Source organism: Tenacibaculum aestuarii (assembly GCF_964510395.1).
GTDB classification, from domain to species: domain Bacteria; phylum Bacteroidota; class Bacteroidia; order Flavobacteriales; family Flavobacteriaceae; genus Polaribacter; species Polaribacter aestuarii.
The window spans coordinates 276,824-291,696 of the sequence record NZ_CAZEFY010000003.1 but is presented as its reverse complement, the minus strand read 5'-3'; the positions used below and the strand labels follow the sequence as shown (position 1 = coordinate 291,696).

Here is a 14,873-nt window from a genome sequence, read left to right as displayed (position 1 = left end):
AAAAAATGTTGAAAAATAAAAAATAAAATTACTTTCGCTGCACAAACTTATAATTAATAAAATTAAAAATTTATGAAAAAATTATTATTAGTAATTGCTATGGTAGCTGCTGGTTTTACTGCAAACGCACAAAAGAATGTTATTAAGGCAAACCCTATTGGATTAGCATTTGGGACGGCTGAATTATCTTACGAAAGAGCTGTTTCTGACAAGGGGGCTTTTGAAGTAGGATTATCTTATGCTGGTGCTGATGTAACTTCTGGTTCAGAAAAAATTAGCACAAGTGCTATTGGAGTTGAAGGTAAATATAAATTTTACTTTTCTTCTGATAAAGACGCTCCTAGAGGATGGTATGCTGCGCCTTTTGTAAGTTACTCTTCTGCTTCAGCAGAAAATAACACAGGTGAAGACGTAGGTTTTTCTGCTTTTTCTGGTGGTGCTTTAGCTGGATACCAGTGGGTATTTGGTGGAGGAGATTCAGGTTTTGCTTTAGATTTAAATTTTGGAGCACAATATGTTTCTGCTTCTGCAACAGGAGGAACTACTGTTAGTATTGATGGATTTTTACCAAGATTAGGTGTTTCGTTAGGATACGCTTGGTAATAGGTTCTAAAACTTTAAAATATTTTAAAAGGAAGCAATTTTGCTTCCTTTTTTTATACAAGAAAATTAAAAAAGTTATTTTTACACGAAATACTAGAGATGAAAAAAATAATCATAATTAACGGACCTAACTTAAATTTATTAGGAAAAAGAGAGCCAACTATTTACGGTTCAAATTCTTTTGAAGACTTTTTTAATGAATTAAAAAAGAAATATCCTACTGTTGAATTAGAGTATTTTCAGTCAAATATAGAAGGTGAGTTAATAAATAAATTACACGAAGTTGGTTTTGATTATGATGGAATCATACTTAATGCAGCAGCTTATACGCATACTTCTGTAGGTATTGGTGATGCTGTTAAGGCAATTGAAACCCCAGTGGTTGAAGTGCATATTTCTAACATACATGCAAGAGAGGAGTTTAGACATGTGAGTTATATCGCCCCGAATGCAAAAGGAGTTCTTTTCGGATTTGGTTTACAAGGGTATGAATTAGCGCTTAAAAGTTTTTTGTAGATACCAATAACGAATTCCTAATAGTATAAATAAAGGGATTATAGGGTAGGTGTATAGTTGTATTTTAGTTAGCCATACTACAGGAATAAGTAATAAAAAAGCTAATAAAACTAAACAGTATTTACGAATCCACATAGGCGGTTCTTTTTTTAATAAGAAGAAAGCTACAACTGTATTTGGAGCAAATGCCCATAAAAAATTAAAATTATTTGGTGCTGTTGAATGGTTGGTGAAAAACCATAAGAATACAATTAAAAAACCTAAAATTCCTGTTGTAAAAAACAACGTAAAGTCAAGCCATTTAGTTCTTTTTGAGTTTTTAATATCTTTATAGGTGATAAAAAGTCCTAATAAAAAGAAAAGTACTATTGCTAAAAACGGACTAAAAGCATCACTTTTTGATTTTTTTTCTTCAAAATCTAGTAAAATATTTGTTTTTTGAACTAAATTTTCTTCTTTATCTCCTTTGATAATCCTGGAAACCTTTAAAGCTTCAAAAACATAATCAGGAAGGTATAAATATTCTGAAGGAGTAGCTGGTTTATCTAGTTTACTTCCCAAAGCAATATTAATACCAAAACTTCCCCATGTATTTGGGTTGATTTCTTTATTCATTAATTGTCTCAGTGATAAATTTTCTGAAACAAAATCACCTTTAAAAAGTAAACTATCACCTACTACTTTTTGGATGATATCACGAGGTCTGGTAGCGCAATTGTCAAAAAATGGATCGTAGAAGTAACTTGCGTTTTCAGGAAGCGCATTGTTTTCTAAAAAATTAAAAAACTCATTTTTTTGTAGTTGTGTTAAGTTTAAAACTTGTTCTTTAACCCAACGACCATCTTGTTGCGCGCTTTTTAAGGATAAATAAAATGGATAGCGAGCCAATTTATATTTCATAAATCCTTTTGTAAAATTGATATAAAAGTTAGGGTCTTCAAAATCGAAAATACCGTAGTTATAGATTAAATCAAGTTGTAAAACAGGATCTTTTACACGAACCGCTGTGTGCCCAAATTTTTCATATAAAGCTTCTCCAGGTCCTGAAGTAATTACACTTATTCGTGAAAATTTAGATAAAGTTAAAGTATTGGTGTTTTGAGAAATTCCTAGGGTAATACTTAATAAAGTAAGTAAAATGAAAGCAAATTTTTTTATCATCATAAAAAGCTAAACTACATGAGTGTTTTACAAATATCATAAAACCGATTCATATAGTTATGAATTTTTAGGTTAATGTTTAATTCCAATAGTTTCCTCTATAAATTGGGAGATACGTTTTTCTAACCAGTCATTTTCAGTATTGGTAAAAGATGATATAAAACCAACATGTCCTCCATAATTTGGAGTTAACAAATGAAAGTTCTTCATGTTTTTGGCTTCTTTTGTTGGATAACACTCTTTTGATAAAAAACTATCGTCTAAAGCATTTATAAGTAATGTTGGGACTTTTATTTCAGGGATAAAAGGTTTTGAGCTTGCTTTTTGCCAATAATCTTCAGAACTTTCGAAACAAAAAACAGGAACTGTGTATTGTTTTTCTAAGTGACGAAACTTACTTGCTTTAAATAACAATTCTTTGTTGAGTTTAAAATCAGGAAATTTTTCAGCTTTTTTTAGAAGTTTTAATTTCATTGTTTTTAAAAACTCATTCAGGTATATTTTGTTTTTTAGCTTGTTTAATTCAGCTTGTGAAGAGGTTAAATCGACAGGGACAGAAACAGCTACACCTCCTTTTACTTCTGAAGGAATGTCGCTAAACTCACCCAAATATTTCAACGTTAGGTTTCCTCCTAAACTAAATCCGACAAGAATAATTTCATCATAACTGTAATTGTTATTAAGATATTTGATGATAAAATCAACATCATCAGTTTTACCACTGTGGTATGTTCCTAAAAGTAAATTGTCTTCACCGCTGCAGCCTCTCAGATTCATGCAAACAGTATCAAACCCTTTTTTATTAAGGTAATTAGAAGTGGTAATCATATAGTTTGATTGTGAACTCCCTTCTAATCCGTGAATTAACAATACTAAGCTTTTTGAACCTACGAAAGAAAAATCTAAATCTATAAAATCGGCATCCCAAGTTGTTACTCTTGTTCGGTCATACACAATTGTGTTTTTCATGAATAAAGGACGATAAATTGTGTTAAAATGCCCGTTCTTAAAAGGTAAGCTGGGTGAAAATATGTCTGAAATAATTGGCATAATACTGCGTTATAGCTTTTAAAACAAATATGACAAAAAATAGTTAAAACATAAAACTCATCAAATGATTTCTTATTTTAGCTGTAAATTATGAAACACTATGAATATCAAAAAATATATTCCAAATTTATTGACTTTAGGAAACTTGTTATGTGGTACAATTGCTACTGTTTTTGCTATTAAAGGAGACTTTTTTGCAACAGCAATTTTAGTGATGGTAGGAATTCTTTTTGATTTTTTTGATGGATTTGCAGCACGTATGTTAAATGTACAAGGGGAGTTAGGAAAACAATTGGATAGTTTAGCAGATATGGTAACGAGTGGTGTAGTACCAGGAATTGTAATGATGCAAATGTTGGTGAATGCTTTTGATGTTGATGCTGTTGGTTACTTTGGAGTTGATACATACGGAGCTACTGGTAGTAATTTACCATATTTAGGGTTGATATTAACACTAGGGGCTGGGTATCGTTTGGCTAAGTTTAATATCGACGAACGTCAATCGGATAGTTTTATTGGTGTACCAACACCAGCAATGAGTTTATTTGTAATTTCATTACCATTAATAGCTCAGTTTGATAAAGAATCGTTTTTTATAGGTTTGATAGAAAATCAATATTTTTTATTGACTATAACTGCATTATTTACGTATTTGATGAATGCTGAAATTCCGTTATTTTCTTTAAAGTTTAAAAACTTTTATTTTAAAGATAATGTGATAAAATATGTATTCTTGGCTTTATCTGTAGTGTTAATTATCACGTTAAAGATAGTTGCAGTACCTATGATTATTCTTTCATATGTAGTGTTATCTCTTGTAAATAATTCAGATAAAAAACTTTCGTCAAAATAGTATAAAAAAATCTCGAGTAGAAGAGCGAAGTCATAAAAAAACCACGTTGTTAACAACGTGGTTTTTTATTTTAATTACTTTTTTCAGGATCATAAATATCCATTATGAAGTGGTAGTTGTCTAAGGATAATTTATCTTCTGCAAAAGGTTTACTTATATGTTTGTTTTTTGAATAGTCTCCGTCTTTGAAGATGTCCCAATTTTCATTGTTTCTATTCGTCAATATAACTTTATCAGTGTCTATTTCAAAATTACACCAATCGTTATAGTTAGCTATTTTTCCGTAGCTGTAATCAGAAACTTTAATGTTTCCTTTCACATCTATGTTTTTAATATCAATACAGATGTTACAAAAATCAACAAAGTCTGTTTTATCAGAAGGGATAACAAGGAAAGAACTGGTGCTTCCCTTTTTTCTATATAGTTTGAATCCTTTTTTTAAATTGTGATTATGATAAACTTCAGAAAAAGAGGCTAGAATTTCATCTTCTTTAGCACTTTCAATTATAAAATGATTTTGAGTAATGGCATGATTATTCTCAAAATTCTTCTTTTTTAGTTCAAAATCTTTTCCAAGATATACTTTACGAACTGTTTCATCTTCAGCTAACTCTTCAGGTGTACCTTCTTTCAAAATACCACCATTGTACATTAAATAGGTTCTATCAGTAATAGCTAAGGTAGCTTGTACATCGTGATCTGTAATTAAAATTCCGATGTTTTTATTCTTTAATTGAGCAACGATTCCTTGAATATCCTCTACGGCAATAGGATCTACACCTGCAAAAGGCTCATCTAATAAAATAAATTTAGGATCAGAAGCTAAACAACGAGCTATTTCTGTTCTACGACGTTCTCCACCAGATAATAAGTCACCACGGTTTTTACGAACATGACCTAAACTAAATTCATCAATTAATTCTTCTAAGCGTTGTTTTCTTTCAGCTTTGGTTCTGTTTGTAAATTCTAAAACAGACATAATATTATCTTCAACAGATAATTTTCTAAAAACAGAAGCTTCTTGCGCTAAATAACCAATTCCTTTTTGAGCACGCTTGTACATGGCATCGGTAGTTATTTCTTCATCATCTAAAAATATATGACCATCATTTGGTTTAATCATTCCAACGATCATATAGAAAGAAGTTGTTTTTCCTGCTCCGTTAGGACCTAGTAATCCGATAATTTCACCTTGCTCTACCTCTAAAGAAATACCTTTTACAACTTTTCTGTTACCGTAAACTTTTTGTATGTTATCTGCTCTTAATTTCATTTCTTATAGTTGAAAGTGGAATTGTTTAAAAGTGTAAAAGTAACAAAACAGTTTCTTAAAATCCTCTTAAACAATTGTACGATAAAGTTAGGCTTCGTTTTCTAAAGCTTCCCAAAACTCTACAGCTCTTCGTAAATGAGGAATAACAATGGTTCCGCCGACTAAAGTAGCAATACTCATAGTTTCCATCATTTCTTCTTTTGTAACGCCATTTTTGTAGGCAGTTTCTAAATGATAAGCAATACAATCGTCGCAACGTAATACAGCAGAAGCAACCAAACCTAATAATTCTTTGGTTTTTACTGACAAATGACCTTCTGCATAAGCATTAGTATCTAAGTTAAAAATACGTTTGATTACTTTATTATCTGACGCTAGAATTTTCTCGTTCATTTTTGAACGATACTCATTAAACTCTTGGACTTTTTGTGACATGTTTTTGTTGTTTTTTTATTACAAACTTTGAGATATAAATACTTATCTCATATAAAATCATAATAGGAACCGATACAATTATTTGACTTGCAACATCAGGAGGTGTTATAATTGCTGATAAAATCAAAACAACAACTAATGCATGTTTACGGTATTTTCGTAAAAACTCAGGAGTAATCAATCCTATTTTTGAAAGGAAATAAATTACAACAGGTAGTTCAAAAAATACGGCAACACCTATTAGGGTATTGGTTATTAAACTTATATAAGCGTCAACTTTAAAGTTATTTTGGATAGCATCTGATATTTCAAAATTGTAAAAGAAATAAACAGACATTGGTAAAATAACGTAATAGCTAAATAAAACTCCTAAGAAAAATAAGAAAGAGGAAGTGAAAATAAATCCTTTAGATTTCTTTCTTTCATTTTGATGAAGACCAGGAGCTATAAAACGCCATATCTCCCATAAAACATACGGAAAAGCAACTACAAAACCTAATATTAACGAAGACCAAATCCCCGTCATTAATTGCTGAGTAGGGTTTAAAGCTTGTAGTGTTTGATTAAAACTTATATTACAAAAACTACTATCAATTCCTATAGCGGTAAATGTTTTACAGAAGAATTTATAAGTAGCAAAATCAGGTTTTAAATGTGCTAGTAAAATTTCATTAAATACAAAATTGATATTTGCAAAAATGACAATTGCTACCACAAAAATTGCAGTAAAACTTCTAACTAAATGCCATCTTAGTTCTTCAAGATGGTCTAAAAAAGACATTTCTTTTTCTGCCATTTTAGAAAATTCCTTCTTTAATTAAATCGTGTAAATGAACCACTCCTACATAATTGTTTTCAATATCTGTAACTAAAATTTGAGTAATGTTGTTGTTTTCCATTCTTTCTAAAGCTTCAACAGCCATAGCGTCAACATCTATAGTTTTAGGATTGGTACTCATTATATCTGCCGCAGTAAGTTCATCTATTTTAGTTGTCTTACTCAACATTCTACGGATATCACCATCGGTAATAATACCGTTAATTTTACCATTGGTGTCAACTACTGCGGTAACTCCTAATCGTTTTTCAGAAATTTCTACGATTACTTGTGTTACTTTATCTGTATTTTTTACTGTAGGAAGCTCATTGTTTTTAATAAGGTCAGAAACACGTAAATATAAACGTTTTCCTAAAGCTCCACCAGGATGGTATTTAGCAAAATCACTACTAGTAAAACCTCTAAGTTCTAGTAAACATACAGCTAAGGCATCACCTAAAACTAGTTGTGCTGTAGTACTTGTTGTAGGAGCTAAATTATTAGGGCAAGCTTCTTTTTCAACAAATGAATTTAATAAGAAGTCAGCATTTTTTCCTAAGAAAGAATCAGGGTTACCGGTAATAGCAATGATTTTATTTTTAGAATTCTTAATTAAAGGAACTAAGACTTTAATTTCTGGAGTATTACCACTCTTAGAAATACAAATAACAGTATCATCCTCTTGTACATTTCCTAAATCTCCATGAATAGCATCGGCTGCATGCATAAAAACAGCAGGTGTACCAGTAGAATTAAAAGTAGCAACCATTTTGGTAGCAATGTTGGCACTTTTACCTATACCTGTAACAACAACACGACCTTTCGAGTTGAAGATAAAATTAACAGCATTTGTAAAAGAGCTATCTAATAAATTTGCTAAATTAGCAATAGCATTACTTTCTAAAAGTATAGTTTCTTTTGCGATTGAGAGAATAGCGTTTGCGTCTTTCAAGTTAAAAAAGTTTTAAGAATTTTTAAAGTGTAAAAATAGGAATATTTAAGAACAAAATCTTTTTAATAAAAAGAAAGTTTCGGCTATTTATTGTTAGGATTTTTTGTAAATTAGTTCTCGTTTTTAATTTTTGATATTAGAAGATGAATAAAGAGCAGACGGATTTATATGGATCATTAAAAAAGATCTTCGGGTTTAATAAGTTCAAAGGACTACAGGAAGCTGTAGTAAATAGTGTGTTAGAAAATCATAACACATTTGTAATCATGCCAACAGGAGGGGGTAAATCGCTGTGTTACCAATTACCAGCGCTTATGAAAGAAGGTACAGCTATTGTAATTTCACCTTTAATAGCATTGATGAAGAATCAGGTAGATGCTATTAGAGGAATTTCTGAAAATCATGGAATAGCCCATGTATTAAACTCATCCTTGAACAAATCGGAGATTGCCCAAGTAAAATTGGATATCGAATCAGGTATTACCAAATTATTATATGTAGCTCCAGAATCACTTATTAAAGAAGAATATGTAGATTTTTTACGAGACCAAAAAATATCTTTTGTTGCAATTGATGAAGCACACTGTATTTCAGAGTGGGGACACGATTTTAGACCCGAATACCGAAATTTACGTAGTATTATTAAGCAAATTGATAATGTGCCAATTATAGGTTTGACTGCTACAGCTACTGAGAAAGTTCAAGAAGATATATTAAAAACGCTAGGAATGACGGATGCAAATGTCTTCAAAGCATCCTTTAACAGAGCCAATTTATTTTACGAAGTACGTCCAAAAACCAAAGAAGTTGAAAAAGACATAATTCGCTTTATAAAACAACGACAAGGGAAATCAGGGATTATTTATTGCTTGAGTAGAAAAAAAGTAGAAGAAATAGCTCAGGTTTTACAAGTAAATGGTATCAACGCAGTTCCGTATCATGCAGGCTTAGATGCTAAAACGAGAGTAAAGCATCAGGATATGTTTTTGATGGAAGACTGTGATGTTGTTGTTGCTACTATCGCTTTTGGTATGGGAATCGACAAACCAGATGTACGCTACGTTATCCATCATGATATTCCTAAAAGTTTAGAAAGTTATTACCAAGAAACAGGTAGAGCAGGTCGAGATGGAGGAGAAGGTTACTGTTTAACTTTCTATTCATATAAAGACATAGAGAAGCTTGAAAAATTTATGGCTAATAAGCCAGTAGCTGAACAAGAGGTTGGACACGCTTTATTACAAGAAGTAGTAGGATACGCTGAAACTTCAATGAATAGACGTAAATACTTGTTACACTATTTTGGAGAAGAATTCGATGAAGTAAATGGTGAAGGAGCTGATATGGATGACAATATGCGTAATCCGAAGAAAAAGCATGAAGCAAAAGACGAAGTAGTAACCTTATTATCGGTTATTAAAAATACTAGTGAAATGTATAAGCCTAAAGAAATAGTAAATACTATTATAGGTAAAGAAAATGCATTACTAAAGTCTCACAAAACAAACGAACAACCATTTTTTGGAGTAGGAAAAGCTAAAGATAATCATTATTGGATGGCGTTAATCCGTCAGGTATTAGTAGCAGATCTTATCAAAAAAGAGATTGAACAGTACGGGGTATTAAAAATCACAAAAGAAGGTAAACAGTTTATGAAAAATCCTGTTTCTTTTATGATGACTGAAAACCACGTCTACGAAACAGATGATGACGGTACCATAATAACAAACGAAAAGTCAAATGCTGGAGGAGTTGATGATAAGTTGGTGGCAATGCTAAAAGACTTAAGAAAAACTGTAGGAAAACGATTAGGAGTTCCTCCTTTTGCAGTTTTTCAAGATCCATCTTTAGATGATATGGCTTTAAAATATCCAATTGATTTAGATGAATTGGCAAAAGTTCATGGTGTTGGAGAAGGAAAAGCTAAAAAATATGGTAAAGACTTTGTCGCATTGATATCAAAATATGTAGAAGAAAATGATATCATGCGTCCTGATGACTTAATCGTTAAGAGTACAGGAGTAAATTCAGGATTAAAACTATATATTATTCAGAATACAGATAGAAAGCTGCCTTTAGAAGATATAGCAAGTTCAAAAGGTTTAGAAATGTCTGAGTTGATTAAAGAAATGGAAGCTATTGTGTTTTCTGGTACCAAGTTGAATATCGATTATGCAATTGATGATTTGTTAGATGAAGATCAGCAAGAAGAAATTCATGAGTATTTCATGGAAGCTGAGACAGATAAAATTCAAGATGCTTTAGATGAGTTTGATGGTGATTATGATGATGAAGAATTACGTTTAATGCGTATAAAATTTACAAGTGATATAGCTAACTAAAAAACAAATAATATGCAAGCAAGTACGTATTTACATTTTAATGGAAACTGCAAAGAAGCAATGACTTTTTATGCAGATGTATTAGGTGGAGAAGTAACCATGTTAATGCAATTTAAAGACGCACCAGAAGAAGTATGTAAAAATGTACCTGCTGAGGCTATGGAATTAACAATGCACTGTATGTTAGAAGCAGGAAATATTGCTCTTATGGCTTCTGATTATTTGAATGAACATGAGGCTTTTACCAAAGGAAATAACTTTGCAGTTAGTATAAATACTGAAGACGAAGATGAAGCTGTAGCTATTTTTAATGGGCTTTCAGAAGGAGCTTTTGTAATGATGCCTTTAGAAGAAGCTTTTTGGGGTGGTAAATTTGGGATGTTACGAGATAAATATGGTGTAAATTGGATGGTTTCATTAGAAGAAACGATAGCTTAATGAATGCTAAAGTAACAGAATATATCAATAATAAAAACACATGGACGCAAGAGTTGAATCTCTTGCGTTCTGTTTTGTTAGAAATAGGTTTTGAAGAAACTGTTAAATGGGGAGCGCCTGTATATGTTCATAAAGGAAAAAATATAGTAGGACTCTCTGCTTTTAAAAATTATTGTGGATTGTGGTTTTTTCAAGGAAGTTTTTTAATTGATGAGCAAAAAAAGTTGGTAAATGTGCAAGAAGGAAAAACGCAAGCGATGCGTCAATGGAGATTTTATACAGTAGAAGATATTCAGCCTGATTTAGTAAAACAATATGCTTTAGAAGCAATTAAAAATTCTGAAGAAGGAAAAGAATTAAAGGTTAAAAAGAATACAAAACCTTTGTCGATTCCTGATGAGCTTCAATTAGAGTTTGATAAAAATGAGAGATTAAAAGAGGCTTTCAACGTTTTTTCTTTGAGTAAACAAAGAGAGTTTTCAGATTATATATCTGAAGCAAAAAGAGAAGCTACCAAACAAAAACGATTAGAAAAAATTATCCCGATGATTTTGAATGGAGTAGGCTTATATGACAAATACAAAAACTGTTAGTTAATCGTAATTTTATCAATAGTAGATGTAGAATCACAGCGTATTACGTATAAATCAATATGTTTTAAGTTGTCTTTTCCAGTAATAAAATACTCAGCACAAGGTTTTAAACGAGGTTTACTTTTTCCAAAGTCAACATCACCATGAGTTAAAATGGTTGAAATTGTAGTAGTGTCAATTTTAGAGGTAGCTAATACTTGTTGAGCTTGCTCAGAAAATAAACGCTTTTTAATTCTGATCGTTTTTAAGGTACGAGCATCCATTCCGTAGTCAAAAGAAACATCTTTTCCTTTCCAGATAAAAAGAACTACTAAACTACCTAAGGCAATACCTATTAAATAATAACCAAAACGTTTTAACCACTGCATACTTTAAAATTGAAAGGCAAAAGTAATAACTTATATTATTCTTTTGGTAACATTTTTACTTTATTATATCTCGTTTTTGAAACTTTAGAAAAAGAGTAAGTTGATATCTCTGTAAGGTAAATCAAACCAATCAGCTACTGTTTTATTCGTTAAAATTCCGTGATAAAAGTACATACCATTACGTAAGCTTTTATCAAAACGAGCTGCATTTTCAAAGCCCCCTTCTTCAGCAATTTCTAATAAATAAGGAGTGAAAATATTACTAATAGATACAGATGCTGTTCTTGAATACCTAGAGGGAATATTAGGAACACAATAGTGAATTACTCCATGATTAGAGAAGGTAGGTTTGCTATGTGTTGTGATTTGAGAAGTTTCAAAACAACCACCTCTATCAATACTTACATCAACAATTACAGCACCATCTTTCATTTGCTCTATCATTTCTTCGGTAACAACAACTGGCGAACGATCCTTACCTCTAATAGCTCCAATAGCCACATCGCAACGCATTAGTGCTTTTTGAAGGGTTTTTGGCTGGATTGTAGAAGTGTAAATAGGAGAATTAACACAGCTTTGAAGTTTTCTAAGTTTAGTTATTGAATTATCAAAAATCTTAACTCTTGCACCTAAACCAATAGCAGATCTAGCAGCAAACTCACCAACAGTACCAGCTCCTAAAATAACCACATCAGTAGGGGGGACACCTCCTATATTTCCTAATAGTAAACCATTACCACCATTAGATGTGGTTAAAAGCTCAGCTGCAATATGCATAGAAGCAATTCCTGCAATTTCACTTAATGATTTTACAATAGGGTAAACACCATGTTCATCTTTAATATAGTCAAAAGCAATAGCGGTAATTCGTTTTTTAGCTAAAGCTTCAAAGTATTTTTTGTCTTGTGTTTTAAGTTGTAAGGCAGAAATTAATACCGTTTGCGGATTTAACATCTGAATTTCATCTAAAGAAGGCGGTTCAACTTTTAAAACAATATTACAAGCAAAAGCCTCTTTAACATCGTACGAAATTTTTGCACCAGCATCAGAGTATTCTTTATCACTGTAATTTGCACCGTCTCCGGCACCAGTTTCAACAACAATTCGATGTCCATGAGCAACAAGAGCACCCACAGCATCGGGGGTTAAACTAATTCGTTTTTCTTCAAAATGGGTTTCTTTTGGTAAACCGATAAACAATTCGCCTTTTTGCTTTTTAATTTCAAGCATTTCGGTTTGTGGCATTAACTGCTCTTTGGTAAAAGGTGAAATAGAACCCATGTAATTAGTTGGTTTTTAATTGAATGTTTCGTTGACCGTTTTCTAATAAGCTAATTGAGATGGAAACAGTATCTAAAGGTAGTAAATTTTTAATGTTTTCTGGCCATTCTACTAAACACCAATTATTACTGTAAAAATAATCTTCAACCCCCATGTCATAGGCTTCTTCTTCATCCTCAATACGGTAAAAATCGAAATGATAAACCGTTTCATAGGTGGTCGTTCTATATTCATTAACTAAAGAAAAGGTAGGAGAGCTAGCGATATCTTCAACCCCTAAAACTTTACATAATTCTTTAATTAATGTAGTTTTACCAACGCCCATTTCTCCATAAAATAACAGTATTTTATGTGGTGCTGTTGCAACGATTTCTTCAGCAATAGCTGTTAATTCGTTTAATGAATAGTTTTTGTTCATAAAAGCAAAAATAAAGAAGAAAACTTGTTTTGACTAGTAGAATTTACACGTTAGATAAATTTCCTTTTTTTGATTACTTCGGATTATAAACTGCACAAGGAATAATCATTTCTTCTAACGAAATTCCACCATGCTGATAGGTGTTTTTATAATACTTTACAAAGTGATTATAATTATTAGGATAGGCAAAAAACAAATCTTCTTTAGTGAAAATAAACGGACTGTTAATTGCTACAGTTGGTAAAAATATATCCTTTGGATTTTTAACTGCGTATACATCTTTATCTTCATAACTTAAACTCCTACCTGTTTTATAACGTAGGTTTGAGCTGATATTTTTATCACCAATAACTTTGGTAGGATGTTTACAGTTTATCGTACCATGATCAGTAGTAATAATAAGTTTTTGACCTAATTTTTGCGCTTTTTGAATGATGTCATATAGCGGAGAATTTTTAAACCAACTTACCGTTAAAGAGCGATATGCTTTATCATCACCCGCTAACTCTTTAATTACTTCCATTTCAGTTTTAGCATGTGAAAGCATATCAACGAAGTTAAAAACAACAGCGGTTAAATCGTTTTGCTTTGTTCCGTTGTAATTGTCGGCTAAATCTTTTCCGCTTTTTAACGAAACAATTTTGTAATATTCATGCTTAATATCTAAACCTAAACGTTTAATTTGATCGTCTAAAAATTCAGCTTCAAATAAGTTTTTGCCACCTTCATCAGTATCATTTTTCCAATCTTTAGGGAACCTTTTTTCCATTTCTGAAGGCATGAGCCCAGAAAATATCGCATTACGAGCATACTGCGTAGCAGTAGGTAAAATACTGTAATAAGAGTACTCTTCTTCCTTTTTATAATAATTATTGATAAATGGCTCTAAAACTCGGTATTGATCATAGCGAAGATTGTCGATAACTACCCATAAAACTCCTTGTTCTTTAGATAAGTTAGGAACAACATAATCTTTAAATAAAGTATGAGAAAATGTAGGTTTATCGTTGCTGGTTAGCCAGTTTTGATACTTCTTTTTAATGAATTTAAAAAACTGGGAATTGGCTTCTGATTTTTGAGATTCTAAAATCTCTAACATTCCTGTATCATTAATATCTTCTAATTCAAGCTCCCAGTGTACTAGCTTTTTATAGAGTTCGCTCCATTCTTCATAAGAATTCACCATGGCTAAATCCATTGATATTTTTCTGAATTCTTGTTGGTAGTTTGAAGTGGTTTTTTCTGAAACCAAACGAGAATGATCTAAATTCTTTTTTAAACTCAATAATATTTGATTCGGATTTACTGGCTTAATTAAATAATCTGCAATTTTAGACCCAATGGCTTCTTCCATAAGGTACTCTTCCTCACTTTTGGTAATCATTACTATAGGAAGGTTAGGGTTTTTCTGTTTTATTTCAGACAAAGTTTCTAAACCTGTAATACCTGGCATATTTTCATCTAAAAAAACAATATCAAAATTGTTTTCATCAACCATATCAATTGCATCAGCTCCGTTAGTACAAGTAGTTACTTTGTAGTCTTTTTTTTCTAAAAATAATATGTGTGGTTTTAATAAATCTATTTCATCATCAACCCAAAGAATATGTATGTTTTTCATCATAATTTTTCATCAAATTTTTACTAAAACAAAATCGTTGTCATAGTAGACTATACAGTAAATAACGTCTAAAAGGAGTTTTGTTGCTTTTTTAAAAGCTAAAAATACGTTAATTAAACGCTCGTTAATTTGGTTTTGTTGATAAATTATGA

Annotated in this window: 15 protein-coding genes and 1 pseudogene; 6 read left to right on the top strand and 10 right to left on the bottom strand. The window is 31.3% G+C overall.

Features of this window, described 5'->3' with window-relative positions; translation table 11 throughout:
• The first annotated feature begins 72 nt into the window (after nt 1-72).
• Together ACKTSU_RS07450 and aroQ are read left to right on the top strand one after the other, a co-directional pair.
• Entirely contained in the window at nt 73-603 is a 531-nt protein-coding gene (locus ACKTSU_RS07450; RefSeq protein ID WP_408035743.1) for a DUF3575 domain-containing protein, read from the top strand.
• 99 nt (nt 604-702) lie between these two features.
• Complete coding sequence (aroQ, locus tag ACKTSU_RS07445) at nt 703-1,119, top strand: type II 3-dehydroquinate dehydratase (RefSeq protein ID WP_408035742.1); 417 nt, start codon at nt 703-705, stop codon at nt 1,117-1,119.
• Here the strand turns inward: aroQ and ACKTSU_RS07440 are convergent.
• Together ACKTSU_RS07440 and ACKTSU_RS07435 are read right to left on the bottom strand one after the other, a co-directional pair.
• Nucleotides 1,096-2,280 (bottom strand): lipoprotein N-acyltransferase Lnb domain-containing protein, encoded by a 1,185-nt coding sequence (locus ACKTSU_RS07440; RefSeq protein ID WP_408035741.1) that lies wholly within the window; start codon nt 2,278-2,280, stop codon nt 1,096-1,098. The two genes, aroQ and ACKTSU_RS07440, sit on opposite strands and share 24 nt — an antisense overlap.
• Before the next feature lie 72 nt (nt 2,281-2,352).
• Nucleotides 2,353-3,249: a YheT family hydrolase gene (locus ACKTSU_RS07435; RefSeq protein WP_408035740.1), complete on the bottom strand. Its 897-nt coding sequence runs from the start codon at nt 3,247-3,249 to the stop codon at nt 2,353-2,355.
• Nucleotides 3,250-3,436: 187 nt separating this feature from the next.
• Here ACKTSU_RS07435 and ACKTSU_RS07430 point away from each other — a divergent pair, with 187 nt between their 5' ends.
• A complete protein-coding gene (locus ACKTSU_RS07430; RefSeq protein WP_408036894.1) occupies nt 3,437-4,183 on the top strand; it encodes a CDP-alcohol phosphatidyltransferase family protein in 747 nt (248 codons plus the stop codon).
• A gap of 538 nt (nt 4,184-4,721) precedes the next feature.
• Here ACKTSU_RS07430 and lptB read toward each other — a convergent pair.
• The 4 genes and pseudogenes from lptB to ACKTSU_RS07410 form a co-directional block, all read right to left on the bottom strand.
• A pseudogene (lptB, locus tag ACKTSU_RS07425) lies at nt 4,722-5,456 on the bottom strand (LPS export ABC transporter ATP-binding protein); the annotation flags it as partial.
• Between the two features lie 87 nt (nt 5,457-5,543).
• Nucleotides 5,544-5,891 carry a carboxymuconolactone decarboxylase family protein gene (locus ACKTSU_RS07420; protein ID WP_028891915.1) on the bottom strand — a complete coding sequence of 116 codons (348 nt, stop codon included), beginning with the start codon at nt 5,889-5,891 and terminating at the stop codon, nt 5,544-5,546.
• On the bottom strand, nt 5,866-6,687 hold the full coding sequence (tatC, locus tag ACKTSU_RS07415) for a twin-arginine translocase subunit TatC (protein WP_408035739.1): 822 nt from the start codon (nt 6,685-6,687) through the stop codon (nt 5,866-5,868). Before tatC ends, ACKTSU_RS07420 begins: the two co-directional genes overlap by 26 nt.
• A 1-nt stretch (nt 6,688) precedes the next feature.
• A complete protein-coding gene (locus ACKTSU_RS07410) occupies nt 6,689-7,660 on the bottom strand; it encodes a KpsF/GutQ family sugar-phosphate isomerase (RefSeq protein ID WP_408035738.1) in 972 nt (323 codons plus the stop codon).
• 143 nt (nt 7,661-7,803) lie between these two features.
• On the opposite strand from ACKTSU_RS07410, the gene ACKTSU_RS07405 reads away from it, so the two are divergent.
• The 3 genes from ACKTSU_RS07405 to ACKTSU_RS07395 are packed head-to-tail and all read left to right on the top strand — an operon-like array spanning nt 7,804 to nt 11,033.
• On the top strand, nt 7,804-10,002 hold the full coding sequence (locus ACKTSU_RS07405) for a RecQ family ATP-dependent DNA helicase (RefSeq protein WP_408035737.1): 2,199 nt from the start codon (nt 7,804-7,806) through the stop codon (nt 10,000-10,002).
• Between the two features lie 12 nt (nt 10,003-10,014).
• A complete protein-coding gene (locus ACKTSU_RS07400; RefSeq protein WP_408035736.1) occupies nt 10,015-10,440 on the top strand; it encodes a VOC family protein in 426 nt (141 codons plus the stop codon).
• Nucleotides 10,440-11,033: a YdeI/OmpD-associated family protein gene (locus ACKTSU_RS07395; RefSeq protein ID WP_408035735.1), complete on the top strand. Its 594-nt coding sequence runs from the start codon at nt 10,440-10,442 to the stop codon at nt 11,031-11,033. Before ACKTSU_RS07400 ends, ACKTSU_RS07395 begins: the two co-directional genes overlap by 1 nt.
• Here ACKTSU_RS07395 and ACKTSU_RS07390 read toward each other — a convergent pair.
• The 4 genes from ACKTSU_RS07390 to porX all read right to left on the bottom strand — a co-directional run bounded on the left by ACKTSU_RS07390 (nt 11,030) and on the right by porX (nt 14,721).
• Complete coding sequence (locus tag ACKTSU_RS07390; protein ID WP_408035734.1) at nt 11,030-11,401, bottom strand: DUF4258 domain-containing protein; 372 nt, start codon at nt 11,399-11,401, stop codon at nt 11,030-11,032. The genes ACKTSU_RS07395 and ACKTSU_RS07390 overlap by 4 nt on opposite strands.
• A gap of 84 nt (nt 11,402-11,485) precedes the next feature.
• Nucleotides 11,486-12,682, bottom strand: a complete 1,197-nt coding sequence (locus ACKTSU_RS07385) for an alanine dehydrogenase (protein WP_408035733.1) — start codon at nt 12,680-12,682, stop codon at nt 11,486-11,488.
• Between the two features lie 4 nt (nt 12,683-12,686).
• The gene (gene tsaE, locus ACKTSU_RS07380; RefSeq protein ID WP_408035732.1) at nt 12,687-13,100 is read right to left on the bottom strand and encodes a tRNA (adenosine(37)-N6)-threonylcarbamoyltransferase complex ATPase subunit type 1 TsaE; all 414 of its coding nucleotides are present in this window, start codon (nt 13,098-13,100) and stop codon (nt 12,687-12,689) included.
• A 73-nt stretch (nt 13,101-13,173) separates the two neighbouring features.
• Entirely contained in the window at nt 13,174-14,721 is a 1,548-nt protein-coding gene (gene porX / locus ACKTSU_RS07375; RefSeq protein WP_408036892.1) for a T9SS response regulator signal transducer PorX, read from the bottom strand.
• Nucleotides 14,722-14,873 lie beyond the last annotated feature (152 nt).

What these genes read in the sequence shown, in the direction of transcription:
- ACKTSU_RS07450 (WP_408035743.1), top strand. Translation starts at nt 73, where the DNA reads ATGAAAAAATTATTATTAGTAATTGCTATGGTAGCTGCTGGTTTTACT.
- aroQ (WP_408035742.1), top strand. Translation starts at nt 703, where the DNA reads ATGAAAAAAATAATCATAATTAACGGACCTAACTTAAATTTATTAGGA.
- ACKTSU_RS07440 (WP_408035741.1), bottom strand. Translation starts at nt 2,280, where the DNA reads ATGATAAAAAAATTTGCTTTCATTTTACTTACTTTATTAAGTATTACC.
- ACKTSU_RS07435 (WP_408035740.1), bottom strand. Translation starts at nt 3,249, where the DNA reads ATGAAAAACACAATTGTGTATGACCGAACAAGAGTAACAACTTGGGAT.
- ACKTSU_RS07420 (WP_028891915.1), bottom strand. Translation starts at nt 5,891, where the DNA reads ATGTCACAAAAAGTCCAAGAGTTTAATGAGTATCGTTCAAAAATGAAC.
- tatC (WP_408035739.1), bottom strand. Translation starts at nt 6,687, where the DNA reads ATGGCAGAAAAAGAAATGTCTTTTTTAGACCATCTTGAAGAACTAAGA.
- ACKTSU_RS07405 (WP_408035737.1), top strand. Translation starts at nt 7,804, where the DNA reads ATGAATAAAGAGCAGACGGATTTATATGGATCATTAAAAAAGATCTTC.
- ACKTSU_RS07400 (WP_408035736.1), top strand. Translation starts at nt 10,015, where the DNA reads ATGCAAGCAAGTACGTATTTACATTTTAATGGAAACTGCAAAGAAGCA.
- ACKTSU_RS07395 (WP_408035735.1), top strand. Translation starts at nt 10,440, where the DNA reads ATGAATGCTAAAGTAACAGAATATATCAATAATAAAAACACATGGACG.
- ACKTSU_RS07390 (WP_408035734.1), bottom strand. Translation starts at nt 11,401, where the DNA reads ATGCAGTGGTTAAAACGTTTTGGTTATTATTTAATAGGTATTGCCTTA.
- ACKTSU_RS07385 (WP_408035733.1), bottom strand. Translation starts at nt 12,682, where the DNA reads ATGGGTTCTATTTCACCTTTTACCAAAGAGCAGTTAATGCCACAAACC.
- tsaE (WP_408035732.1), bottom strand. Translation starts at nt 13,100, where the DNA reads ATGAACAAAAACTATTCATTAAACGAATTAACAGCTATTGCTGAAGAA.
- porX (WP_408036892.1), bottom strand. Translation starts at nt 14,721, where the DNA reads ATGAAAAACATACATATTCTTTGGGTTGATGATGAAATAGATTTATTA.